This window comes from Streptomyces lacaronensis (assembly GCF_047337785.1).
Lineage (GTDB): Bacteria > Actinomycetota > Actinomycetes > Streptomycetales > Streptomycetaceae > Streptomyces > Streptomyces lycopersici.
This window is the reverse complement of sequence record NZ_JBLHDK010000003.1, coordinates 9,410,058-9,433,743: the sequence shown is the minus strand read 5'-3', so window position 1 is coordinate 9,433,743 and position 23,686 is coordinate 9,410,058. Positions and strand designations below refer to the sequence as shown.

Sequence of the window (23,686 nt, the reverse complement as noted above, 5' to 3'; positions counted from 1 at the left end):
TCGAGTTGGCGCCCGGTGCTGACGCGGATGTACCCCACAAGCCTCATGGGCACATGATGACGGGCTGTACTGACAATCTGGGCCGTAACCTGCGGTGTCACAGAACCTCTGTCTACCGGTTCACCGCCACGGGACCGGGCAGACATGGCTTCTTCCCCGTCGCAGTGGTAGACGACTGAGGCGGAGAAAGCTTCCTTCTTGGGGCGAACCACCGCCCTGACCCGGCGGCGAGTCCTGAAGGGTGCCATTATTCCGACCTGTCTTGTGATGCCCTAACGTGCAGGTAGACGAGGGTCTGGTGTGCTTGGGATGGGAAGGGCGTACGGAGATGCAGCCGCGAGTGCCGAGTGCTGCAGGCTACGGGGTGGACGCTGAGGAGATTGCCCGCCGGTACGAGGGGGTGGCGTTCGAGGTCGTGCATGAGGAGTTCCTGCCGTGGTTGCCGCCCGTTCCGGGAAGGGTCGTTGACATCGGTGCTGGCAGCGGGCGTGACGCTGCCGCACTGGCTGCCCGTGGGCATCAGGTCGTGGCCGTGGAGCCCACACCACAGCTGCGGCGGATCGGGCAGCGCCTTCACGCGGACGCGGCGATCGACTGGATCGACGATGCCCTTCCCTCGCTGACCGGGCTCCGCGGGACTTTCGACTTCGTGCTGCTCTCCGCAGTGTGGATGCACCTGGACGAGCCAGAGCGTATCGATGCCATGCGGCGGCTGGCCGAGCTGGTGGCACCGGGAGGGCATGTGGCTCTGTCGCTTCGGCACGGTCCGGTTCCCACGGGACGCCGTATGTTCGCGGTCTCCGCGGTCGAGACCGTGGCGCTGGCAGAGCGGTTCGGGCTGTCCGCAGTACACCGCGGGCACGGATCGGATTGCCTCAGCCGGGAGGACGTGGGCTGGAGCACGCTGGTCTTCCGCCCGGAGCCGCCCACGATCGCAGGGGTGAGCCGATGACCGTGGACTTCTACCGGAGCGAGCCGAGCGCCCGCACGTCCTGGCGGCTGGCCATCTTGATGGGCGCCAACTCCCGTACCTACAAATTCGCCCTCGGAGCAGCGCTGCTGGAGTTCGCCGCGCAGGACAGGACTGAGGTGACGCTGGAGGAACTCGCCGTTCCGTACGCCATGGGCCTGGTGGCGCACCTGGCCGAAGCCCCTCAGGCACCGTCAGGGCTCCAGGTCCAGGAGTCGGACTTTCTGGCCGTGGCCAAGGGTGAGGCCACGGAGTCCTCCGCGCTCGGCCACCCCACCGACCGGCTCCTGCACGCCGCGGTGCGGTCCATGCCGGGGATGGTGATGCAGAAGTTCCACAACCTGCGCGGTAACACCCGGACAGCGCACCGCTTCTACGAGCTGACCGGCAACTCGCACCAGCGGATCGTGCGCCTGACTCCCGAACTGCGCACCGTCGCCCAGGGCGAGCAGGCTCCGGGGCTGCGTGCCGAGCTGGGCGCTCGGTGGGACATCGTGGAAAGCTCCTTCGCCGCGGGCATCGGCCGCAGCCTCATCGACGAGGGATTCTCGCTGGACTGGACGACGCTGCAGCTCACGGACAAGCGCCGCCGCCGCTCGGTCACCGGAGTCACCGACGCCCTGATCGGATTCCAGCACGGCCGCTGCCTCATCTGCGCTCAGCCCATCGCGCCAGGTGACAGCACCGCTGTCGACCACGTCTTCCCCTACTCCCTGATGCAGCGCTTCGGCGGCGTATCCGGCTGGGACGGACCGGACCTGGATCTCATCTGGAACCTCGCGCCCGCACACCAAGCGTGCAACAGCGCGAAGAGCGACCGGTTCCCCACCCCCGAAGAACTCCACCGGCTCGCCCAGCGCAACGAGGCGATCATGCACTCACCCCACCCGCTCAGGAAAACCCTCCAGCTCAGCCTCCGCAGCATGCGGCACAGCGCCAACCCACCGGAGCACTGGCCGCACTTCCTGCGCCAGGTCCAAACCGCCTGCGATTGAGCACCGCCAGTGCCCGTCAAACCAACCCACGGGCCAGATGCCGCCCAGGCCGTCCGGCCTCCCGTGCCACTCAGGCTGGATACATCAACGACAAGAGCACCGCACTCGAGCGATACGCAGGTAAGCAGTGGTCGTCGACCACCACGCCAAGCGCTCACACCAGCGGGGACCTCATCTTCGCTCGCTTGGCACACTTTTTCTTCCGTCCCGGCCTCCGCAAACAGTCTCCCTACGGCGCTCCAGAGCCGGATACAGCGCTCACGCCCTGGGAGTGCCCTATCTGCCGGCAGACGCCAAGGGGCTTTGCCGCGCCTTGACGCAGGCTATCCACGGCGACCAGGACACCCGCGCGCTAGCTGCCTGCGGAAACCGGCCCGGAGAGATCACCAGTGACCCACCCCACCCCTGTCGCATGGGGAGCCCGATGCCGTGCTCCCACCCAGAAAGAGGCCAGGAGCCGACAAGGGGTTCTTATGCCTCTCGATGCAGAGAGCATCCAGATCGATGGGGTGATCTCAGGGGTCTACGGTTGACGACGGCACGCAGGGGCTCGGTACGGCGCCGTAGGTCTACCGGATCGGGTGACGGACGAATCGGACACCGTTGACACGTCCGCGAATTGGGAGCACGAGGGCCCCCAGAGGGCTCCCCATCGCTCCCTGCCCAGACACGACAAAGGCCGCCTCCGCTACCTGCGGAAACGGCCTCCGACCTGCGAAAACGCTGGTCGGGACGACAGGATTTGAACCTGCGACCCCTTGACCCCCAGTTGCGTCGAGGCTGAGCGGCGTGCTCCGGTCCGTTCTCCCAGGTCACGCTGACGCACAATCAGCCGAGTAAAGGAGTCCACCTTTTTCGGCTCCTGCGCCCCGAGTTGCCTGGGATTTGGAATCGTGACCGGACGTCGCATATGTACAGTATACGCCTGAAGCCCCACCCGGCACAGGCCCAAACTCCCCACCGCACGCACTGCAGCTCACCAGACAGAAGCATGCCTCTCACCAGGCTGGACGCGATTTTCGGCATCCGCAACGCCCGACGCCCCATCGGCTAGCCGATGAAGGCTTCGGCGGGCATGCCCTGGACATCAACGCATGCTGCAGCCTCTTAGGCCCGACCGCCGCCTCAACTCGTGCGGATTCACCACTGCGCCTGCGTCACCATCCGGGCCCACGGCCTTGGCGAGGCCGGCTTCCAGGCGGCTCAACGTGCGGTCAGAACGAGCAACTCGCGCTCTGGTCGTCTGCCGACGCAGCAACACCGCTGGGACCGGCAGAAGCTTACGTGTGGCCTGATACACCAAAGAGACGATCACCTGCACATGGTCCCAACGCGCACGCAGATCCCGCCAGACCGCCTACGACCTGGAGCGACGCCTTTCTGAACGGCACAAGGAGGTTGTCTGCTGATGGCGCCCTGCCCGGCGGCGTGACCCCACATGCACCAGAGAAGTCGACCGTGCCATGAAAGAACCTCGTGCTGCCAAAACCATGTCGTCGGAGAACTTCGTGTGGCCGAAGTTGACTCTGCCTCTGGAGAACTTCGCGCCGCAGAAGTCGACCATGCCGCTGGAGAACACCGCTTCGGGGAAGTCTCGGCCGTCGAACGTAACGCTCGCAAAGTCGAAATGATGCTCCTGCTAGGAGCGGAGTTAGTCGGTGGGCAGGCGGAAATGATCACACATGAGGGGATGATGGTGCGCTAATCCTTCCGCAAGGCGATCCATGGTGCAGTGATGAGCACCCATATATCCGGCAGGTCGCCGACTACTGGCCGCGGGCCCTTGCAGCGAGGTCCTCCAGCCAGCTCCGGATGCGCCGAGACCGCTCCTGTATCTCGAGCGCAGCCCGCGATCCTTCGCCTCCGTTTTGGTCCAGCACCGCGAAGCTCGCGTTGACCAACCGCAGGGCGTCGTCGTGGTCTCCTGCGTCAGCGAGCAGGACGGCGAGGTTGTTCAGGCTCATGGCGTGGTCCATCCAGACACGCCGCGCCTCCTCCGAAGGCAAGGCCCCATAGATCTGGACTGCCTCAGCGACGGCTCTCCGAGCCTCACCCCACCGTCGCAAGTCGCCCAGGCGGCTGCCCAGGTTCGTGAGGCTCCTCGCCAGATCGTCCCCGACCGCCGACGTATCCAACTCCGCCCTTCGGCGTCCGATGAGGACAGCCTCCTCGATAGCCTGGAGTGCCTCGCTGTGCCGACCTGCCGCCGCCAGACGGTTGGACAGGTTATTCAAGGTCATGGAGTGGCCGAGGGCGAAGTCGCCGAAGTCCCGGCGCTTCAGCTCCCGGTACAGCCTCTCCGCTTCGGAGACCGCGTCGAGACTCTCCCGTGCTCTGCCGGCTTCGCCCAGCCGCACGGAAAGATTACTGAGAGACGCTGCGAGGTCAGCCGAGAAGGGCATGGAGTAGGCGTCGTCCTCCGCCGACAGCAGCTCCTGGTTCACCTCCACGCTCTCCCGAGCTGCGGCGAGCGATTCCTCCCGCCGCCCCTGGGAGGCCAGTTGGTTCGAGAACGTATGGAGAAGGCGGGCGAATTCCAGCCCGTAGGTGCTCATGTTCTGCCGTGCTGCATTCCGCATCCGCCGGACGTCCTCGGCGACGAGTTCCACCGACGTCGGGTCGGGCGCCGGGTCTCCGGATGCGTGGGCGAACGCCCCGACCAGGAAAGCGGCGGACGGTCTGCGGGCAGGGTCGTTCTCCAGACAACGCCAAAGAGTCCGCAGGAGCACCGGGGCGATCCCGGGGTTGGTCAATGGGCCTTGTTCCGAGTTGTCAGCCCTCGGGTCGCTCCACTGTCCCGAGAGGAAGGCCAGCAGCAGCGCCCCGACGGCGTACACATCGCTCTGAGGGGTGAGCGACCGCCCGCTGTCGCTCGCCTCCAGGTAAGTGTCGCTGAGGGGGAGCACGTCGCGGTGAGCGCTGTCCACTCGGTCGACCGTCGCCGTCGCCCAGCCGATCAGCCGGACGTCGCGGTCGGTCACGAGAACGGCCCGTGGTGCTAGCGAGCCGTGCACGAGCCCCCGGGCGTGGGCGAGTGCGACGGCCTCCGTCAGGCCGAGGCCGATCCGCAAGAAGAGCTCCTCGGGGACCGTTCCCTCGTGTTCATCGAGGATGGTGCGCAGGTTCGGCGCAGGTGGTGAGGACGGATCGTCTCCGCGGCGGTGGACGCAGCGCGCCGCGACCCACGGCAGCTCCCCGGTGGTGGGCGCAGCCACACCGAGGAGTGCGGGGGCACCCGTGCCCCGCATGCGCGTCAAGCACTCGGCCTCCGTGCGGACGAGGGCCCGTGCTGTCTCGGGATCGCGGGAATACAGGGGGGCCGGCGCCCGGACCGTGGCGACGGTGCCGTCCTCGTCCTCGGCCAGGTACATCGTCAGATGGGGCCAGCCCCGGGCGCTACGTGCGCGGAGCCGGAACCGACCGAGCTGTACCGGATCCTCCGGTAGGAGCTCCACCCAGCCAGCTGGCTGGTTCTCACCCGGCGCGTCGTCGTACACCTCGTCAGTCCGGGCAGCTGCAGAATCCCGGAATCCGGCGGAATCCCCAGCCCCGATGGAGTCCCTAGTCTGGCCCTCGTGAGCACGGGTCCGATCCAGCACAGGCACCGCCGGCCTGGCATCGGTGGACGGGATGCCTAGCCGCGTCAGCACCTGCTCCCGAAGCCAGGCGAAGGAGCGTCCGGTGTCATCGATGACGGCCGCGCCGTCCGGGTGCCCGACCCACGCCGGGAAGACAGGGGCGCGGCCGACGGCGGCCTCGATGCGACGCGTCACGGCCTCGGCGGTCCGCAGCAGTTCCCTCGGGGAGACTGCGCTGAGGAGAACGCTCCGGGCGTCGTCCGTGAAGTCGAACCGCCAATGGTGTGGCAGCCGGTCCGCTCCGTCGGCGTCGAGCTCGTGCATCAAGCCCCCCAGGAACACCTCCATGAGGTGACCGAGGTCTGTTGGTGGCCCAAGGGCGGCCTGCACCAGGCGCATCACGGGCGGCGTGACGGGGGCGACGGCCGCCACGTGGGCCGCGAGCCGATAGGCTTCGGCGGACGCGGCCTCCCTAAAGCGGAGTACCGCTTCGGCAGCGTCGCCGTCCCGGGCGTCGACGACGGTCCGGCTGGAGCCGGGCCGGCCAGCGTCCCACAGAGGGAGGAGCGCGGTGCCGCCGGGTGAGGCGACGAGCCACGCCCAGTCGGCGACGGCCGCAGGGGTCGGTGCGAGGACCGGGACGGGTACGGAGTCGAAGCGGACGAGGTCCGGCGGCAGGTCCGGGTCGGTGACGTGCCAGTCGCGGGTGGGGCCACCGCGACGATGGGTGGTGACCTGCCAGCGCCGTGCGCCGATGCCGGTGCTCGCCCAGAGCCGGGACGGCAGTGGCTGGATGATCGCAGTGGGACCGCAACGTCCCCAGCGGTCCGTCACCCGGCGCATCCCGCCGTCCCGCCAGGCTTCGCCCACACCGTCGCTGACGACCAGGACGAGGGTGTTGCCGGTCGGGTCGCACAGGGCCTCCGGCGTCAAGATCCGGCCGCGGTGGTTGTACGGGCTGGTCCGCAGGGACGGAGTGCCGCTGCGCGTGTCGAGTCCGTACACACGCACGTCTCGGAAGGCCCCCGCACGTTCCATCAGCGCCCGGACATCGGCGGCGAGCCGCTGCCAGAGCACCATGGAGACGCCGTCGTCAACCACGAGGGCCAGGGACAGCCAGCGGGTACGCACCGCACGGGTGACGGTCTCGGGCACGCCCGTATCAGCGATGGCAGCGACGGTCCGTGTGACGTCGAGTTCCTGCTGGCGCCGGTCGGGGAAGCGCTGCCGCAGCGGCCGGAGGGACTTGCCGAGCCGGAGCTGCCCGGCGCCGAGAGTACTGCTGTCCGGGGCGCGAACTGCAACCGCTGGCAACAGGCCCGCGGGCGCCTGCGCATCTTCGTCGGAACTGGGCTGCGCCGAGGCCAGAAGCGGGCGCGCGGACGGCTCCCCCATGGACTCCGCAGCGGCCGGCTCTGGCGCGGGCTCCGCAGTCTCGGCCTTCGACGACGCCTTCGGCCCGTCGTGGTGGGGCTCGCTGTGCCGCTCCGAGGTCGCAGCAGACACGCTGGTGGAGCGCGCCAGGGGCCCGGAGTCCGGAGGCAGCTTCCCGGCGAGCCACATGGCGTCGAGGAGTTCCTCATGGGAGAGCTCCACCCCGCTCTCGGCCAGAACCTTCGTCACGCGCGCGATCACGGCGTCACACGGCTCCGCCGAGACGGTGCAGGACACCCTGGAGGAGGGAAGCCGCGTCGAGGTTCACGCCGCCCTTGCGGAGGAAGACGGCGTTGAGCAGCTGATCGGTGGCCAGTTCGCCCTCGGCACGGCGCTCGAGAAACTCCCGCAGCAGATCGTCGGTGTCGTCCAGAGCGTCGGGACCGAGGTGCGCGGCGACGATCTCCCGAAGCCGCCGCTCGTTGGGCTCGGGGAGATCGAGGCGGACACAGCGCCGCAGGAAGGCGGGCGGGAATTCCCGTTCGCCATTGCTGGTGATGACCACGACCGGGAACTCACTGCAGCGGACGCGCCCGCGCGTGACCGGGACGGTCTCATCCGGGTCGTCGGTCCGAACGTGTACCGGTGCATGGCTCGCGGGCAGCCGGGTGAGTTCAGAGATGACGAACTCACCCTCCTCGAAGACGGTCAGCAGGTCGTTGGGTAGGTCGACGTCGCCCTTGTCCAGCTCGTCGATGAGCAGCACGCGGGGGCGCTCCCGGGACACAAGCGCGTTACCCAGGGGGGCGAGTCGGATGTACTGGCCAATGTCTGGTTCTGTGCCGTCGGCGTCTCGCTGCAGGGTCGCCTCGCGCAGCCGGCCGACGGCGTCGTAGTGGTAAAGGGCGTCCTGAAGGGTTGAACGGCTGTTCACTGGCCACTGCAGGACGCAGCCGAGAGCGAGTTCGTGAGCGATGGCGTGGGCCAGCGAGGACTTGCCCGTGCCTGGCTGCCCGGTCACCAGGAGGGGCCGACGCAGGTGCAGCGCCGCGTTCACCACCTCCACCTCATCGGGGCCGATGAGGTAGGGCCGCGGATAGGGAACCCGTTCGCCGGTCGTGGTCTCCTGTTGGTCGAACCGGCGCCACGGGGGCGCGGCGGGGAACGACACCTCACGGCGCTCGCCGTCTCCGCGGAACAGCCACCAGTCGTCGCCTCCGCCGTTGGAGGACGAAAGCACAGGGCTTGTACCGGCCGGGGGTTCTGAGGTGGTCATGACGCGCGCGATCCTCTCCAAGGGTCACTCAGTTGAAGCGACTCGGTCCGTGGGAGACTGCCTTCCGGTTCCCATGCGAGGGAGGGCCGGGCCCGCCGCTCCGCCGGGCAGGCCGCCGAGTCGCTCCGAAAATCCCGGACCCGCTCGGGAAGTCCCTCCAGGTCGCCGACGGGATCCAGAATCTCCAGTCTTCCTGCGTCCTCGTAGCCGTTGGCCTCACGGTCCCACAGCACGACCGGGACGCCCAAGGCGAGACAGGTCAGCAGCCAGGACCGGCGCTCATGGGCGGGGCCGTGGAGGACCACCCGCGCGGTATCACGATGCTTGGTCTTCAGTAGATTCACGAGCTGCCTGGCGTCGCCGGACGCCCGGCCGGTGACGAGCACCGACGCGCGTCCGTTCTTCCACCGTCGTTCCTGGTCACCGTCGCGTTCCGGCCTCTGATCACTGAGTTCCGGGCAGCTCAGGGAGACACGGTAGTCCGCTCCGATCGGCCATGCCGGAACGATGTCGTCGAGCGATCCGGGCTCCCATTCGTCGACGGCCAAATCGAGCCCTGCCCGGTCGACCACGACGGTCACCCACGGCACATGGTCGCCCTGCCCCGGCTCCTGGGTCGCGGTGAAGACCGCCTCGCTGAGGCTGCTCGCCACCTCTCGCGGGGTCTTGGGCTCCGACTCCGTTTCCTTCAACACTCGGTGAGAACCGTCGTCGCGGACGAGCAGAATCCGGACCCGGTACCGGTCGTCCCCCGCGGCGGGGTCGTGTGCCAGCTCCATCACGACCCGCGACACCGGCGACGCCGCGCGCTTGGCCCACCGGGCGGCGTCTGCACGCCGCTCGGCCAAGGCCCCGGCGTGGATGCCGAGCCGTCGGGCGGTCGTCCCCGACCACGCGCGCAGGTCGTCGCCCAGCCCGTCGCCTGCGGCCGCCGCCACGTACTCGACGAGCCGCAGCAGCGCCGGCACCGGCGGGGCGCCCTCGGGGCCGCTCACACCGTCAGACAGATCCTCCAAGCCCTCGACTACGCCGCAAACGTCGTTCTCGCCGAGCTGCGGACGGGTGAGGATCTCCGGAAGAACGAGGTATCGCAGCGCCTCACTGGCTGTTCGGGGTAGCAGCGCCGGCTGCTTCTCGCAGACCCTGCGCAGCAGGCCGATCAGGGCGTCGTACTCATTCACGGAGAGCAACGACCCGCAGTCGAGTGCCCTGGCCCACGAGAACAGATGGGTCAGAGCGGCGCGGGCCGTCCCCTGTGCGCTGCTCGCGAGGGCTTCGCCGAGCGACGCGAGCGCCCGCGGATGCGCCATGAGGAGTGCCACGAGGTCGGCCACAGTGGGCTCATAGCCCTTGGCCTCGTAACCCAGCTCGCGCGCTAGGGCCCGGGCGTGATCGACACGAACGCCGGGGTACGAGAACAACGGCGCGATCAGCTTCTCCAGTTCGCGCTCGGCGGGCGTGCGCTCGGCGACGGGCCCGGCCTCGGGCAGGGACGCGCCGATCGCACTCAGCTCGGGAAACCGACCGGTTTGCTCCTCGATGTGGGATACGAAGTCGCCGTCCCCGGCGAAGGAGGACACCGGCAGGGCGATCAGCCGGCGGGCTCCGTAGGCTTGGTCTTCCTCGGTCACGACGCCGACGAGGTAGCCGCCGCAGAAGATCGCCGCCCCCGATGCCCCGCCCCAGGCGTTCCCGCCGTCGGTGCGGGCGGTGGGCGCCGGTCCCTGGTCGAGGACGTAGCGGTCCTTGCCTCCGGAGAGGATCGGCAGGATGCCGCGCAAGTGCTCCGGCGCCCGGGTCTCCCCTTTGGCAGCCCAGGGGTAACCGAGGCCCTCGTACGGCAGCGGCGCGGTGCCCACGGGGCAGCCCCAGCAAACGGAGCCGGGCGGATCAATCTTGCGGTCAATTCGCAGCAGAGCGACGTCCAGTCCGTCCGGGTGGGTCCAGAGCAGCTCCGCGTCCGTACGCGTCGTCTCGCCGTCGAGGTGGTGGCCTACGCGTACGGTGATGATCGGCCACAGCGCTCCCGTGCCGCGGTCCTCCAGCACATGGCGGGCGGTCAGCACGAGCTGCGGGGAGATCAGATAGCCGGAGCCGATGGTGAAGCGCCCCTCACCGATGCCTCCGCTGCGGATCAGCGCCAGTCTGCGCGGATCCACGTCACTCCTCGTCCAGCGACCCGAACTCGTCGTCGCCGATCTCGGGGCACGCGCCGTCGAGGGCCCGGTCCTTGACCGACAGCTTCAGCACCAGCTTGTGGGTACGGATGGTGGATTGCTCGCCCCCCGCGCCGACGGCAACCACGCCGAAGGAAAGCTTGCCGTCTCCCTTGGCGGACTTGCGCAGTTCGAGCTGCAGCTCCAGCTCCGCCTCTTCGACGCCGAAGGCGAACTGCTGGTTGGCGCCAAGCCGCTGCGCCCCGTACAGCTCTTGGCGCAGCTCCTCGATGGCTGCGGCAAGACCGATAGTCGACACCTTCGTCCCGCCCCCGGTTCAAGACAGTCAGAAAACAGTACGTTGCCGGTACGGTACAACGCTGGCGAGCCACCGCAAACTCGGTCATGGACAATGACCTGTGGAAGGAGTCGTCCACCGCATGCCACCGCGCGAGAAGAAGTCCACCGAGCAGGAGGAAACGTTGAGCTCCTCCACCCCCGAGGAGATCCAGGCGATCCTCTGGAAAGCAGCCGACAAGCTGCGCGGCTCCGTCGACTCCGCCCAGTATAAGGAGTTCGTGCTCGGGCTGATCTTCCTGAAGTACGTCTCCGACGCGTTCGACGAACACCGAAACAAGCTCGCCAAGGAGCTTGCCGAGGACGGCGTCTCGGACGACCGGATCGTTGACTTCCTGGAGGACCGCGACGAGTACACCGGTGCCCACATCTTCTGGGTACCGGAGACCGCCCGCTGGTCGTGGATCGCCGCGAACGCCAAGAGCCAGGGCGTGGGCAAGCTCCTCGACGAGGCGATGGACGCGGTCATGCGGGAGAACGCGGCGCTGACTGGCGTCCTCCCCGTGATCTTCAACCGCGACAACGTCGACCAGAAGCGCCTGGCTGAACTCGTCGACCTCATCAGCGATGCCCGCTTTGGTGGCAATGAGGAGAAGCCGACGCAGGACGTGCTGAGCGAGGTATACGAGTACTTCCTTGTCAATTTTGCGCGGGCGGAGGGCAAGGGGGGTGGTGAGTTCTACACGCCGCAGTCGGTGGTCCGGCTGATCGTGGAGATCCTGGAGCCGTACAACGGGCGCGTGTACGACCCGGCGTGCGGCTCGGGCGGTATGTTCGTCCAGGCGAGCAAGTTCATCGAAACGCACAGGGGTCGCGGCCACAATCCTGACATCGCGGTCTACGGCCAGGAGATCAACCAGCGCACCTGGCGACTGGCCAAAATGAACCTCGCTATCCACGGCATCGACGGCAATCTGGCAGGCCGTTGGGGCGACACTTTGACCGACGACATGCACCCAGACCTCAAGGCCGACTTCGTCATGGCCAACCCACCGTTCAACATCAGTGACTGGCCACGAGACGAGAGCGACGTCCGCTGGCGGTACGGGGTCCCCCCGAGGAACAACGCCAACTTCGCGTGGCTCCAGCACGCCGTGTCGAAACTAGCCGACCGCGGGACGGCCGCCATCGTCCTCGCCAACAGCTCGCACTCCTCGCCCAGAATCGAGGCCGAGATCCGCCGGGCGATGGTGGAAGCGGACCTGGTCGCCTGCATGGTTGCACTGCCGCCCCAACTCTTCCGGACGACCCAGATCCCGGTCTGCCTGTGGCTCCTGACTAAAGACAAGTCCCCCCAGGGCGCGAAACGCCTGGACGATCGGCGCGGCAAAACTCTCTTCATCGACGCCCACGGAATGGGCGAGATGGTTGGCCGAACCGAGCGGGCTCTGACAGAAGCTGACCTCACGAAAATCGCCGACACGTACCACGCCTGGCGAGGCACGGCATCGGCGAGGGAAGCAAACCTGTCCTACCAAGACGAGTCCGGCTTCTGCTTCTCGGCGGACATGGCGACTGTGCGCGAGCATGCGTACGCGCTGGCCCCGGCACGTTATGTCGACACCGGTCCTCCGGTCGCCCTGGAGCCACCAGAGGTCCCGCGGAGCGGTCCCGCCGCCCTGATGAAGGACCTGTACGCAATCTTCGGCTGAGAACCGTCAGCGAGAGAGCCCCCACTGGGCGTGGCGCTTGAGGCGGGTGAAGCGAGATCCCTGGTCGCGCGCCGCCCCCGTTCAACCAGCGCACCAGTCAGCGTCGGTGGACTCATGACAGTGCCAAGCGCTTGGTGGGGCAGCGGGTGGACCGGCCGGTCGCTGGAAAAGGTGCAGGCCGTCACCGATCTGCCCCAGGATGAGGAAGTCGCCACCAGGGTCACGTCGGATCAGCTGCGGCTGCCGACCGTCGGGCGGGGAGCCATGCAGGACGACACGACCCGGATACTGGTCAACCGGGCTCAGTTCGACCACTCCGAGCAGACCCGGGACCGGATGCGGGAACGCACGCCGGCCGTGAGGAAGATCGAGCACTGCCCTTGCCGGAAATCTCATCCGCCCTGGTGGGGGCAGGTTCATCTGGTTTCCCGAAATCTGGCCGCGGTCGCTTGAGCTGACACTCTGGCGCAGCTGCTGTCAGCGCGTCATGATTCGCGATGCTGCGCCTGCTGCCGATGAGTGACCAGGACAAGGACGCGGAGATCCACGCTCTGCGCCACCAAATCACCGTGCTCCAACGCCAACTTGCCAAGGACAAGATCCGGTTCATGCCAAGCCATCGGGCGTTCCTCGCGGCGCTGCTGCATCGGCTGCCGCTGCACGTGCTGCGAAGGTTACGGCTGCTCGTCCGCCCGGACACGGTGCTGCGTTGGCACCGCGACCTCGTCGCACGCCGCCATGCCGTCTCCTGCCGGCCCAAACACCCGGGACGACCACGCACCGTGCGCTCCATCCGCACCCTGGTGTACCGACGCCTGCACGGCGAATTGCTCGTGCTGGGGGTCAGGGTGGGCGCGTTGACCGTCTGGGAGATCCTAAAGGAGGCAGGCATCGAGCCTATGCCCGAGCGGAACTCCAGTACCTGGGCCACTTTCCTTCGCACTCAGGCTGATGCCCTGCTGGCCTGCGGCTTCATGGAAACAGTCACCCTGTCGGGAGCACGGATGTACGTGCTCGTGGTGATCGAACACGGCAGTCGCCGGATCCGCATCCTGGGCAGCGCAAGCGGCGAAGAACCTCGTCATGGGCCTCGAAGACCTGGGCTGCCGCGCACGGTTCATGATGTTGAAGCGTCACGCCCCTGCGCGCGCGGCGTGCACGGTCTCGCTGCCCGACGGTCGCACGGCTGGGCGTTCGCGACCGCCCAGGAAGTCGTCCTGCTGGACACCAACGGCTGGACCTCGATCAGCAGCCTCGACACCCGGCGGACCAGCGCGCTTGCGGCGGTCCCTCAGTGCGACGGCTCCGCCCTCCTCGCAACAGGCAACGGCAACGGTATGCGCCTGGGGGACGCCCGGACCGGCCGCCTGGTGCACTCGTTGCTCACCGCGGCCCCAGTCACCGACATCGCGTGGACGCGCGCCACGAATGGCGGAACCCTGCTGCCCATCGCGGGCCCTACGGGATACGCAACACTGCGCTGGAGGAACTGACCAGCGGTGCGCTCGCCTGCGGCTGTCCCAGCACGGCCCGATGTCGTCGACGACCTTGTCGTGGCTTCTACCCTAACGCGTGTTGCGGAGGGCTTGGATCAGAGCATCTTCCAGACACGACCCCGGTGTTGAGGGCCGAGCGCGTGTGGGTGGGGACACACTCCGCACGGAATCGCGTCTTCGGGAACGTACTGCTATCTAGGGTTGAGGCAGTTCGCTGGGTGGGATTGGAGCATCCCGCCAGCGACCTATGTGGGTGGGGGTGTGTTTTGGGCGAGGCGGAAGCGGTGGCCTTCTGCGGTGTCGCCGAAGTCGCGTTCGTCGTCGTCGCGGAAGCGTGTGTAGAACCACTCGGGTACTCGGGTGGTGTCCAGGCGGGTGCGGAGTACGCCGTCCTGCACGTCCCGTGCGACGTTCCGTAGGCGGTGCCATTCGTCGTCAGGGACGGGGCCGGGGCGTCCGTTGTGTAGCTCGGTGTTGACGACCTTGGTGAGTCGGTCGCGTTCGTCGGCCACCTTGCGTTGGCCGGACCAGATCTCGTAGGCGATCTGGTAGGCCGCCAGGGACGGGACAAAGAAGCTGAGGAGGGTGTCGCCCAGAGTGGCGTCCGCGACCACCAGACCGGCGACGAGACCGATGGTGGTCCACAGGATCGCGGTGGCGGCGATGAGGTGGCTGTAGCGGCGGCGGAGGCGGGCGTCCCAGGCGAGGTTCTGTTCCTGGGCGATGAACACGTCGTAGGGATGGTGGACGTCGTTGGTGGGGTCGTACCAGCCGTCGGTGATGCGCTTGTCCTTCGCCGAGCCTCGGGGGAGCTTGCGCGCGAGACGGCGGACGTCGGGCTCGGGGATGGGATCGCCTGCAACGGTGGCGCGCCACGGCAAGTGGAACAGCGCGATGTCGAACATTTCCTGGAGCAGGGCGCCCTGGCGCGCGGTGTTCCCGGCGAGGCCCTTGAGCAGGAACGCGGAGACGACGAACCAGAAGAACCCGACGATCGAGACGGCTGTCCGGCCGTGGCCGATCAGCGTGATCAGGACACCGGCGGCGGCGAGCACGACTGCGGCGGTGACGCGCACGGCTTCGAGGAACTGGCCACGTTGGTGGCTCGCCGCCGCAGCGCGCTGGACGAGCAGCATGTCGTCGTCGAGCTGCCGCTCGTGGATGGCCCGAAGCGGGATCCCCTGGACGCCGCCGGGATCGCTGGAGAGATTCATGGCCTGGTCATCCGGTTCCCGAACAGCTTCTTCCACTCGTCGTAGGCGGCGCGTTCCTGGCCCTCTTCCTCCAAATCGACCGCCCGTTCTGCGATGGCGCGGGCCTGGTTGAGCGCGTTGGCCGCGGCGACTTTCTGGGTCGCGTTCATGACGGCGTTGACGTCACCGCCCAGGCCGGCGGGGTCGGGCCATTCGTCGCCGATGCGTTCGGCGGCGGTAGCCAGGAACAGCACGATCTCGTCCTGATAGCGCCCGATCGGCGGCTTCACCAGCGACTGGGCCATGACCTCCAGCAGGAAGGAGGGCGACACAGGCTCGCCGAGTTCGCGGTTGATGCCCTTGACCATCTTGACGAAGGGAACGTACTTGCCGTCGCAGTCGGCGTTCTTGTCGATGCTCAACTCGTGGTGGCGCTTGGGGTTGGTCGCGATCCAATCGCCTGCCGACGGATTGGGGATGTAGTAGCCGCCGCCGTCTCGCTTGAAGGCGGGCACCACGTCGATCGACATCACTTCGTCGTCGGCGCCGTAGGGGATGACGACGGCCATGCCGTCGCGGGCGGCGGAACTCCACTTCTCACGAAGCAGCGTCTCCAAGGCATTGATCACTTCGATGGGCGCCTGATCGCGGAAGCCTGCCTCGGAGCCCTCGGTGTCGAGGACCACGAAGATGTCGATGTCCTTGAGCTTCTTCGTCTTGGTGTCGCGACGGTAGCTGCCGGTGAGGAAGTCGTCGGCGAGATCCCAGTGCGACCGGACGAAATCGCGGATGGCCTCGTGCCGTGCCTTCGCCAGGTTCTGCTCGGTCTGGGTGATCTCCAGGCTGTGCTTGAGCTTGATGAAGGCGTCGTCGATGTATCCCATAGCGGTGTGTTCCTGCTCGTGGTCTCAGGTGTGGTAGTACCGCATGCCGGTCGAGGCGTGCGGGGCGGATCCGAGGGTGCCGAAGGTGATGCCGCGCAAGCCGTCGGTGCTTGCCCGATGGCCGGGGCCCCAACCTGGTTGCGGGGTGCGGGGCCCGTTGAACGTGCAGAACAGCCGGTAGGTGGTGCCCGTGGGCACCCGGTCGAACTTGGCTCGGAACCGAGCGGCTCGGGCACGGGAGGCGGTGAACTCGGCGTTGCCGTCGCCGGAGGTCGTGTAGGACACCGGGAACTCGATCACCGGTGCCACGGCGCCCGAGGGCTGGTGACACTCGAGGACGACCGTGTCGAGAGAGCTCTCCTCGATCCACGCCTTGATCGCATTCTCGTTCTGCACCCAGTCGCGGTGCAGCCGGTCCATGTTGATCCCCAGGTCGGCGAAGATGTCGGTGATGGTGCCGAGGATGACGTCGGTCAGGTGCGTGGCGGTGTGAGTGCGGGTGTAGCTGTAGGTGTAGGTGGAGGTCATCGTTGAGTCACCGCCCGCCGCAGAGCCTCACGGTCGATCAGCAGACCGGAGTTGGCAACCTTCGTCTCCGGAGCGGGCGGGACAGCGTCGGACAACCGGGCGTGACCGTCGGCGGCTGCCTTCACCTGCTCCTGGAGCGGGGCCGACGACGGCAGGTGGATCATGAAATCATCGGCTCCCGCCGCGCCGGGGACGGGGTTGAGGTTCTCCTCCAACGTCAGCGCCCCCGTGCCGCACACCGTCGTGATCTCGCAGTGCACCTTGCCAGCCACCAGCGTGATCGACTGCCGCTGCAGGTGCCCTGCCGCGACCAGCATCCGCCCGACCGCCTCGGCAGCCGACATCGCCTGCAACGCCTCGTCGCGAGACAGCGCGGAGGACTGCGCCACGGTGTCCGCCACGAGATCCGAGATCACCGCCCAAGTTCCGCTGGCACTGCGCACGGGAGAGGCCGCCACCTGCCTAGTACGCTGCACGGGACACCTCCGACCGGCCTGTCTCCGCGACGGCGTTGTGTACCGCTGCGGCCAGGTCGGCTTCGGTGAGGCGGCCGGGGTCCAGCACCGTGTCCAGTCGCTGAGCCAGGGCTTCGAAGACCACCTTGCGCGTACGGCGGCCGTCCAGCCCGTGAGCCGCCTCGGCCATGCGGTCCATCGCCGAGGAGCGCGCCAGCTCACCCAAGGCCGGGTACTTGTCGGCCAGCGTCAGCAGCGTGGAGGCCAGGATCTTCCGCAGCGCCTCCGGCTCGGGAAGCGGGACGAGGATGGCTGCGTCGGAGCGGGAGAGGAACGCCTCGTCCAGTGCGGTGGTGAAGTTGCTGGTCGCGACGAAGAACAGGTGCGGGTGCTCGGAGGCGTTCAGATCCAAGGCAGTGAGCACCGCGTCAGTGGCACGGTGGACATCGGCCGGGTTGGCGGCCAGCGACGCCGCCGAACGAGCGACCGCCATCGACTCGACCTCATCGAGGATCACCACGGTCGGCACGCCATCCGACGCGAGACCCGGCACGTACTCGCCGAGCAGCTCGCTGACCCGCTGCTGCGACTGCCCGTGCTCAGCGCTCATCAACCCGTGCGGGTTGATCTCGATCCGCCGGACCGCGCCTCCGCCGACGTAGCGGGCGACCTGCGCCGGCAGACCCCGCGCCAGGGTCGTCTTGCCGGTACCAGGGGGACCGTAGAGCGTACACAAACCGTGCAACGCCGTCACCGCAAACGGCAGGTCAGGCCGCACAAGCAGCGACAACACCGTCTGGTTGCGCAACCGCTCCTTGATCCTCTCCGGCACCACGATGGCGTCCCACAACGCGGCCTCCTCCGAGTCGGTGGTGATCACCTCGTCCGACAGCACGCACTCCTGAACCCTCATCCCCTCAGCTCCATCCCCCCACGCACGGCAGGGTCACCTCAGATCTGAACATCATTTTCCGAGTTTTAGGTAGAGTACACGACATGGCGGAGATGCAACTCGACACACTTCACTCAAGCGTGTTCCGCTGAAGCCGGGTAATTTGACCGCCCGGTAACCAAGGTGTGCCTAAGATGCGAGCGGAGCAATCAAGATCGAGATTCGTCCGCTGATCGGTGGACGTCGACTGGCGCGGAGACGAGCGAACGTGAACGACCCGCAACTGGACCCCGGCGACATCGCGGCCCTGTTCGATCGCGCCAGACTGCGAATGGCGCGCGAACTCCGCGGGCTCACCCAGGTGCAGCTGGCCCGGGAAGTCGGCTCCGTCACCGCGGCTTCGATCAGTCAGTTCGAGAACGGACACACCAAGCCCGCCGCATCGACGCTTCGCCGGCTTGCGGTCGCCCTGCGGGTACCGCCATCGTTCTTCGCCGCTCCAGCCCGTCCGCCTGCTCAGGATCAGGTCACCGGGTTCTTCCGCAGCCTTCGATCAACCTCCCCCCGAGATCGCCAACAAGCGCTCGCCTACGTGCACCTCGCGCGGGAACTCGCACTTGAGCTTGAAAAACACGTTGCGTTGCCCGACCTCAATCTGCCGCGCGTCCCAATCGACAAAGGACAGCCTCTTCAGTCCGCCGATATCGAACAAGCGGCAGCCCAGGTCCGTGACCACTGGAACGTCCCACGCGGGCCAGTTCAAGATGTCGTGCGACTTTTGGAAATGAACGGGATTGTCGTTGTCCGCTTCCGTGTCAGCATCGAAAAGGTTGACGCATTCTGCGTCGACTTCGCCGACAGGCCCGTTGTTGCTCTCGGGGCCGACAAGGGCCTGCGTGACCGTTCCCGCTTCGACGCGGCCCACGAACTAGGCCATCTGGTCTTGCACGGCCTCGCTGGAAAAATTGGCGACAAGGTCACTGAGAGCCAGGCACACGAGTTCGCCGCCGCGTTCCTCATGCCAGCCGACGACATCAGATCCGAACTTCCGGAGCGGCTCGACTGGCCTGCATTTCTCCACTTGAAGGCAAAATGGCACGTCTCGCTGGCCGCCCTTTTGGTCAGGGCAAAAACGCTCGGCGTCACAAGCGAACACACCTACGCTCAAGGATGGAAGGCGTTGTCCGTCCGAGGATGGAGAAAAGTAGAGCCTGGTCCCCTGGGGAATCCAGAGGCACCCGTACTCCTGCAGCGCGCACTAGAACTCATGGAAACAACGGGTATCTCCTTCGCCGATTTCATCAATCGTTCCGGCCTTCCGGAAGCCGACGTTCGAACCCTGCTCAGTCGGGATATCAGCGAACGACCCCGCGTGGAGTTCTGACCTTAAGGACTCTGTTGGTCGATGTGATGGTTCACCTGAAATGACCTACGAGTGGGTTGGACACTGCTCGTTGTTGGGTCTGTTTCCTGGGGCCGAGGGGGGAGATCATGTCGATGCGTCCGTTGCCTGCACCCGCGGTGCCTGAGTCCACGGCCAGGGTTGCCTGTGCTGCGTTTCCGCGCGGGTGTCTGGCCATGCGGATCAGGGACGAGTTCGGGGTGGTGTTTGAAAGCGAGAGGTTCGTGGCGGCGTTCGCGCATCGGGGCGGTCCGTCCATGTCTCCGGGGATGCTGGCGTTGGTCAGCGTGATGCAGTACGCAGAGCGTCTGACCGACCGGCAGGCCGCTGATGCGGTGCGCGGCCGGATCGACTGGAAATACGCCCTCGGCCTCCAACTCGCCGACCCTGGCTTTGATTTCTCGGTGCTCAGCGAGTTCCGCGACCGGCTGATTACCCACGGCCTGGAACAGCAGATCCTGGACGCCATCCTCGCGCAGTGCAACAAGCAGGGCCTGCTGCGGGCCGGCGGCCGGGCCCGCACCGACTCCACCCACGTCATCGCCTGCATCCGTGACCTGAACCGGCTGGAGTTCGTCACCGAGACCATGCGCTGCGCCCTTGAGGCGCTGGCGGTGGCCGCTCCCGCCTGGCTGGCCGGCACCGACGCGGTCAACGCGGACTGGCTCGCACGCTACCAGCAGCGCGCCGACTCCTACCGGCTGCCCAAAGGCGAGACCGAGCGCACCGCGTTCGCCGAGAACGTCGGGGGCGACGGCTACGAACTCCTCGACACCCTCGATGATCCCACGGCCCCCGCCCACCTCGCCCGCCTCGAGGCAGTCGTGGTCCTGCGCACCGTGTGGGCCCAGGAGTACCAGCGCGACGCCCACGGAGTGCGCTGGCGCGGGAACAGACAACGCCCTCCGGGAGCGGCACGCATCGTCTCCCCACACGATCCGGAGGCGCGCTGCGGAGTGAAGCGGGGATCCGCCTGGGACGGCTACAAGACCCATCTCACCGAAAGCTGCGACGACGACCTCCCCCACCTGATCACATGCACGGCCACCACACCGGCCACGACGGACGACCACCAGCTCACCGCCACCGTCCACCAGACCTTGACCGAGCGCGGCCTGAAGCCGGCCGAACACTACGTGGACAGCGGCTACACCAGCGCGAAAATCATCCTTCAGGCCCGTGCACAGGGCATCGAGGTCATCGGGCCGGTCAAACAGGCCAGCGGACGACCGGCCCTACACGACAGCGGCTACGCCGCCACCGACTTCCACATCGACTGGCAGGCCCGCCAAGCAACCTGCCCGCAGGGCCGGATCAGCACCCGCTGGAGCGACACCGTCATCGGCGGCGAACCCCGCACCCACATCGACTTCTCCCGCGCCGGATGCACCAGCTGCCCGGCCAAGGACACCTGCACCACGGCCGCCTACCGCGTCCTGACACTGCTCCCGCGCGAAGAGCACGAACTCCTCCAACAACGCCGGGCAGAACAACAGACCCAGGAGTGGAAGCAGCGATATCACACCAGGGCCGGGGTGGAGGGCAGTATCTCGCAGGCGGTGCGGCGCGCCGGCACCCGGCGTACTCGCTACCGTGGCCTCGCCAAGACCTCACTGGCCCAGGTCCTGACCGCGGCCGCACTCAACCTCTACCGTCTCGACGCCTGGTGGACCGAAACCCCCCTGGGTACGACACGAGTCTCCCACTACGAACAACTTGCCCTCAGCCACGCGGCCTGACCGACAAAACCCCAGATCACATCGACCAACAGAGTCCTTAAGGGTGTCAATATTCCGATGAGGCTGCCGAGCTGGGCGTTCTCTGTCGATGGTGAGTCAATCGGAGTGGCGTGGTGTGGTACTCGTTGAACAGTCCACCGAGTACCTGGCGGCGCCTGATTGTGCCAGCAGGTAGGGGGATGATGTTCGGGTCGTCGTCCGGGGCTCGTAGGTTCAGGCTGCGGTGGGGCCGTCCCGCGTTGTAGTGCTCGGCATACGTGGTGAGGACAGTGCGCAGATGTCGTTCGCCGGTGATCAGGAGTCGGACGGTGCACTCGGCGCGGGCTGTACGTATCCATCATTCGGCGAACGCGTTTGACCGGGGACTCTGCGGCGGTGTTGGGATGACGGCTGTGCCGTTGCCAGCGAAGACGGCGTCGAACGCGGCGGTGAACTTACTGTCCCGGTCACGGATGAGGAATCGGAAGCGCCCAGCCCCGTCGCCGAGGAGGAGGCAGCCCAGCAGCCAGCAGAGGATCAGGTAGAGCAGTCGCATACCCACGATCACCGATCGTGCCCATACTTGGACGATCGCAAAGCTCCAGGTCAATCACCTTACGGCAATATAGACACCCTTTAGACAGACTGGGAGCTCTGCCCACCGTGATCGGGAGGAATCAGCCGGTGCCGTACGATCCCAGCCCTCTGTCACGGGACGCTGCGAAGACCCTGCGCCAGATCGCGGAGGACCTTGACAGCGGTAAGGCCGAGTACGACCGCCCCCGCAGCGCGGCGCTCGTCCTGCGCTCGCCGAGCACCTACCTCAGATCCTGCTTCAGACCTCCGCTGCGGTGGACCGGATGGCTCGCGATCGCGACGACGCCACCACGGTGGCCCGCATCATCGGCGAGGCCGCCACTTCCGCCACGAACCTCATCGACCAACTCCGCCGCGCACACGAGGCCGCCCAAGGTGTCCGAGCTCGCTGATGTGTTGGGCACTGTCCTTTGATCACATCAGGCGCCTTCTCTTGGGGCAGCCTCAGGGGCGTCTGCGGGTTCTTCAACCCATTGACGCAAGAGGGGCAGCAGAACGCCAGGGTTGACCGGCTTGGCCACGCAGTCGGACGCGCCTGCCTCGACAGCCAACTCCTGGCCGCCGAGCGGACCCCTCGAAGCCATCGCGATGATGGGCATTGCACTGCGCCCCGGCGTGCGGCGAATCTTCGCGATTGTCGTCGGTCCATCTGCCGCCGGCGGCATGACGTCGATTACGAGAACCTTGATGTCGTCGTCCTGCTCCAAAGCATCGAGGGCCGCGTCGCCGTTCTCGGCATAGTTCACGTCCAGACCGTGGCGTTCCAAGAGGCTGGCGAGTGCGAAGATGCTGCGTATATCGTGGTCGACGATTAACACCTTCTCACCGTTAAAGCGGATGTCCCGTTCTAACTCCGCAAATTTCCGATGCTGGGTCAAGCCCCCTGACTGCCCTCGGGCGTCAGGCAGGTCAGGCAGTGCCGTCTGCTGATGAGGTAGGGCTGCAGCCCTGTGACGGCGACTGATGAGCGCAGCGAATTCGTTCTGTTCCTTTACTGTCTTTTCGTCGTCCTGCGATAGCTCGCTCGGATGCAGCGGCAAGTACAGCGTGAACGTCGAGCCGTGACCTGGTTCGCTCCGCGCATGGATCTCACCGCCGAGCAGCCTCGCGATCTCTCGTGAAATGCTGAGTCCGAGGCCCGTACCTCCGTACCTTCGGCTCTTGATTCTGTCCACTTGCTTGAACGCGTCGAAGATGACTTCCATCTTGCTGGCCGCGATACCGATTCCCGTGTCCATCACGGTGAACGCGACGACGTCGGCGTCTGGGCCTGACAGCGACCCGGCCTCAAGAAGCTGCTGCCGGATAGTTAGCGGCACCTCTGTGCCGGCAGGGCGAATGGTCACCCCGATTTCTCCGGAGTCGGTGAACTTGATCGAGTTGGACACCAGATTGCGCAGCACTTGCAGCAGCCGGTGTTCGTCGGTGAGTAGCGTGGGGGCTAGTTCGGCAGACACATGTACGGAGAAGTTGAGGTCCTTTTCCGCTGCCAATGGACTGAAGAGGGCCTTCAGGTAGTCGGCGAGCTCTGCGAGCGTGACGGGATTGGTGGAGATCTTCATCTTGCCCGCCTCAACCGTCGACAGGTCGAGGATGTCATTGATCAGCTGGAGCAGGTCGGAGCCAGCACCGTGGATGGTCTCGGCGAACTCGACCTGCCTCTGCGACAGGTTCTTTTCGTCGTTGTCGGCGAGTAGCTTGGCCAGGATCAGCAGCGAGTTGAGCGGTGTACGCAACTCGTGCGACATGTTCGCCAGGAACTCGGTTTTGTAGCGCATGGAGACTATGAGTTGCTCGGCCCGTTCCTCCAGGACCTGCCTGGCTTCCTCGATCTCGGTGTTCTTAACCTCGACGTCGTGGTTTTGCTGTGTCAGTAGATGGGCCCTCTGTTCCAATTGAGCATTGGAATCCTGGAGGGCTCTCTGCCGTTTCTCCAGCTCCGCCGTCTGATGACGCAGTTGTGCGGCTATCTCCTGAGATTTACTTAACAACTGTTGGGTTTGCTGTTGTTCCAGGATCGCTGCGCTGCTGAGCTGGATGAGATTGGCGACTTTATGCGGGATGTCAGGGCGGCGTTCACCCAGCCAGCGTTGTGCCTCGGCCACTCGGGTGGCAGAGAGCAGGTCTTCATCTCGGGCGCGTTCTTCCATGATGATGAGCCAC

The 23,686-nt window shown here is 66.6% G+C and carries 19 protein-coding genes and 2 pseudogenes; 9 read left to right on the top strand and 12 right to left on the bottom strand.

What is annotated here, in order from left to right; genetic code table 11:
• Positions 1-340 precede the first annotated feature (340 nt).
• Positions 341-952 (top strand): class I SAM-dependent methyltransferase, encoded by a 612-nt coding sequence (locus tag ACMTAK_RS41050; protein ID WP_413810840.1) that lies wholly within the window; start codon positions 341-343, stop codon positions 950-952.
• On the top strand, positions 949-1,965 hold the full coding sequence (locus ACMTAK_RS41045; protein ID WP_413810839.1) for an HNH endonuclease: 1,017 nt from the start codon (positions 949-951) through the stop codon (positions 1,963-1,965). The genes ACMTAK_RS41050 and ACMTAK_RS41045 overlap by 4 nt, the downstream gene beginning before the upstream one ends.
• Positions 1,966-3,731: 1,766 nt before the next feature.
• Here the strand turns inward: ACMTAK_RS41045 and ACMTAK_RS41040 are convergent.
• From ACMTAK_RS41040 to ACMTAK_RS41025, 4 genes are read right to left on the bottom strand one after another with little or no spacing between them, the layout of a single operon-like run.
• Positions 3,732-7,166 carry an SAV_2336 N-terminal domain-related protein gene (locus ACMTAK_RS41040; protein ID WP_413810838.1) on the bottom strand — a complete coding sequence of 1,145 codons (3,435 nt, stop codon included), beginning with the start codon at positions 7,164-7,166 and terminating at the stop codon, positions 3,732-3,734.
• Between the two features lie 16 nt (positions 7,167-7,182).
• Positions 7,183-8,193, bottom strand: coding sequence for an AAA family ATPase (locus ACMTAK_RS41035; RefSeq protein WP_413810837.1), 1,011 nt, complete (start codon positions 8,191-8,193; stop codon positions 7,183-7,185).
• Positions 8,190-10,352 carry a VMAP-C domain-containing protein gene (locus tag ACMTAK_RS41030; RefSeq protein ID WP_413810836.1) on the bottom strand — a complete coding sequence of 721 codons (2,163 nt, stop codon included), beginning with the start codon at positions 10,350-10,352 and terminating at the stop codon, positions 8,190-8,192. The genes ACMTAK_RS41035 and ACMTAK_RS41030 overlap by 4 nt, the downstream gene beginning before the upstream one ends.
• 1 nt (position 10,353) lies before the next feature.
• Positions 10,354-10,668 (bottom strand): trypco2 family protein, encoded by a 315-nt coding sequence (locus ACMTAK_RS41025; protein WP_413810835.1) that lies wholly within the window; start codon positions 10,666-10,668, stop codon positions 10,354-10,356.
• Between the two features lie 121 nt (positions 10,669-10,789).
• On the opposite strand from ACMTAK_RS41025, the gene ACMTAK_RS41020 reads away from it, so the two are divergent.
• The 4 genes and pseudogenes from ACMTAK_RS41020 to ACMTAK_RS41005 form a co-directional block, all read left to right on the top strand.
• Entirely contained in the window at positions 10,790-12,358 is a 1,569-nt protein-coding gene (locus tag ACMTAK_RS41020) for a class I SAM-dependent DNA methyltransferase (RefSeq protein ID WP_413810834.1), read from the top strand.
• 56 nt (positions 12,359-12,414) lie between these two features.
• Positions 12,415-12,561 (top strand): DUF6192 family protein, encoded by a 147-nt coding sequence (locus tag ACMTAK_RS41015; RefSeq protein WP_413813153.1) that lies wholly within the window; start codon positions 12,415-12,417, stop codon positions 12,559-12,561.
• The gene (locus ACMTAK_RS41010) at positions 12,530-12,811 is read left to right on the top strand and encodes a DUF6192 family protein (RefSeq protein ID WP_413813152.1); all 282 of its coding nucleotides are present in this window, start codon (positions 12,530-12,532) and stop codon (positions 12,809-12,811) included. The genes ACMTAK_RS41015 and ACMTAK_RS41010 overlap by 32 nt, the downstream gene beginning before the upstream one ends.
• A gap of 44 nt (positions 12,812-12,855) precedes the next feature.
• Positions 12,856-13,492 (top strand): annotated as a pseudogene (locus tag ACMTAK_RS41005) (integrase); the annotation flags it as partial.
• Between the two features lie 607 nt (positions 13,493-14,099).
• On the opposite strand, the gene ACMTAK_RS41000 reads toward ACMTAK_RS41005, so the two are convergent.
• From ACMTAK_RS41000 to ACMTAK_RS40980, 5 genes are all read right to left on the bottom strand, one after another.
• The gene (locus ACMTAK_RS41000; protein ID WP_413810833.1) at positions 14,100-15,068 is read right to left on the bottom strand and encodes an S-4TM family putative pore-forming effector; all 969 of its coding nucleotides are present in this window, start codon (positions 15,066-15,068) and stop codon (positions 14,100-14,102) included.
• Positions 15,065-15,931, bottom strand: coding sequence for a CBASS oligonucleotide cyclase (locus ACMTAK_RS40995; protein WP_413810832.1), 867 nt, complete (start codon positions 15,929-15,931; stop codon positions 15,065-15,067). The genes ACMTAK_RS41000 and ACMTAK_RS40995 overlap by 4 nt, the downstream gene beginning before the upstream one ends.
• Before the next feature lie 24 nt (positions 15,932-15,955).
• Positions 15,956-16,459, bottom strand: a complete 504-nt coding sequence (locus ACMTAK_RS40990) for a hypothetical protein (RefSeq protein ID WP_413810831.1) — start codon at positions 16,457-16,459, stop codon at positions 15,956-15,958.
• Positions 16,456-16,860, bottom strand: coding sequence for a hypothetical protein (locus tag ACMTAK_RS40985; RefSeq protein ID WP_413810830.1), 405 nt, complete (start codon positions 16,858-16,860; stop codon positions 16,456-16,458). Before ACMTAK_RS40985 ends, ACMTAK_RS40990 begins: the two co-directional genes overlap by 4 nt.
• Positions 16,861-16,921: 61 nt before the next feature.
• The gene (locus ACMTAK_RS40980) at positions 16,922-17,827 is read right to left on the bottom strand and encodes an AAA family ATPase (protein WP_413810829.1); all 906 of its coding nucleotides are present in this window, start codon (positions 17,825-17,827) and stop codon (positions 16,922-16,924) included.
• Between the two features lie 247 nt (positions 17,828-18,074).
• Here ACMTAK_RS40980 and ACMTAK_RS40975 point away from each other — a divergent pair, with 247 nt between their 5' ends.
• Together ACMTAK_RS40975 and ACMTAK_RS40970 are read left to right on the top strand one after the other, a co-directional pair.
• Positions 18,075-19,190 carry a helix-turn-helix domain-containing protein gene (locus ACMTAK_RS40975; RefSeq protein WP_413810828.1) on the top strand — a complete coding sequence of 372 codons (1,116 nt, stop codon included), beginning with the start codon at positions 18,075-18,077 and terminating at the stop codon, positions 19,188-19,190.
• A gap of 107 nt (positions 19,191-19,297) precedes the next feature.
• A complete protein-coding gene (locus ACMTAK_RS40970; protein WP_413810827.1) occupies positions 19,298-20,947 on the top strand; it encodes an IS1182 family transposase in 1,650 nt (549 codons plus the stop codon).
• A gap of 46 nt (positions 20,948-20,993) precedes the next feature.
• On the opposite strand, the gene ACMTAK_RS40965 is transcribed toward ACMTAK_RS40970, so the two are convergent.
• The gene (locus ACMTAK_RS40965; protein WP_413813151.1) at positions 20,994-21,281 is read right to left on the bottom strand and encodes an integrase core domain-containing protein; all 288 of its coding nucleotides are present in this window, start codon (positions 21,279-21,281) and stop codon (positions 20,994-20,996) included.
• Positions 21,282-21,284: 3 nt separating this feature from the next.
• On the bottom strand, positions 21,285-21,488 hold the full coding sequence (locus ACMTAK_RS40960; RefSeq protein WP_413810826.1) for a hypothetical protein: 204 nt from the start codon (positions 21,486-21,488) through the stop codon (positions 21,285-21,287).
• Positions 21,489-21,786: 298 nt separating this feature from the next.
• Here ACMTAK_RS40960 and ACMTAK_RS40955 point away from each other — a divergent pair, with 298 nt between their 5' ends.
• Positions 21,787-21,915, top strand: coding sequence for a hypothetical protein (locus tag ACMTAK_RS40955; RefSeq protein ID WP_413810825.1), 129 nt, complete (start codon positions 21,787-21,789; stop codon positions 21,913-21,915).
• A gap of 27 nt (positions 21,916-21,942) precedes the next feature.
• Here ACMTAK_RS40955 and ACMTAK_RS40950 read toward each other — a convergent pair.
• A pseudogene (locus ACMTAK_RS40950) lies at positions 21,943-23,589 on the bottom strand (ATP-binding response regulator); the annotation flags it as partial.
• Positions 23,590-23,686: the final 97 nt, after the last annotated feature.

Excerpts from the sequence above, each read along its gene's own strand:
- ACMTAK_RS41045 (WP_413810839.1), top strand. The coding sequence starts at position 949 with ATGACCGTGGACTTCTACCGGAGCGAGCCGAGCGCCCGCACGTCCTGG.
- ACMTAK_RS41035 (WP_413810837.1), bottom strand. The coding sequence starts at position 8,193 with ATGACCACCTCAGAACCCCCGGCCGGTACAAGCCCTGTGCTTTCGTCC.
- ACMTAK_RS41020 (WP_413810834.1), top strand. The coding sequence starts at position 10,790 with ATGCCACCGCGCGAGAAGAAGTCCACCGAGCAGGAGGAAACGTTGAGC.
- ACMTAK_RS41000 (WP_413810833.1), bottom strand. The coding sequence starts at position 15,068 with ATGAATCTCTCCAGCGATCCCGGCGGCGTCCAGGGGATCCCGCTTCGG.
- ACMTAK_RS40995 (WP_413810832.1), bottom strand. The coding sequence starts at position 15,931 with ATGGGATACATCGACGACGCCTTCATCAAGCTCAAGCACAGCCTGGAG.
- ACMTAK_RS40990 (WP_413810831.1), bottom strand. The coding sequence starts at position 16,459 with ATGACCTCCACCTACACCTACAGCTACACCCGCACTCACACCGCCACG.
- ACMTAK_RS40980 (WP_413810829.1), bottom strand. The coding sequence starts at position 17,827 with ATGAGGGTTCAGGAGTGCGTGCTGTCGGACGAGGTGATCACCACCGAC.
- ACMTAK_RS40970 (WP_413810827.1), top strand. The coding sequence starts at position 19,298 with ATGTCGATGCGTCCGTTGCCTGCACCCGCGGTGCCTGAGTCCACGGCC.
- ACMTAK_RS40955 (WP_413810825.1), top strand. The coding sequence starts at position 21,787 with ATGGCTCGCGATCGCGACGACGCCACCACGGTGGCCCGCATCATCGGC.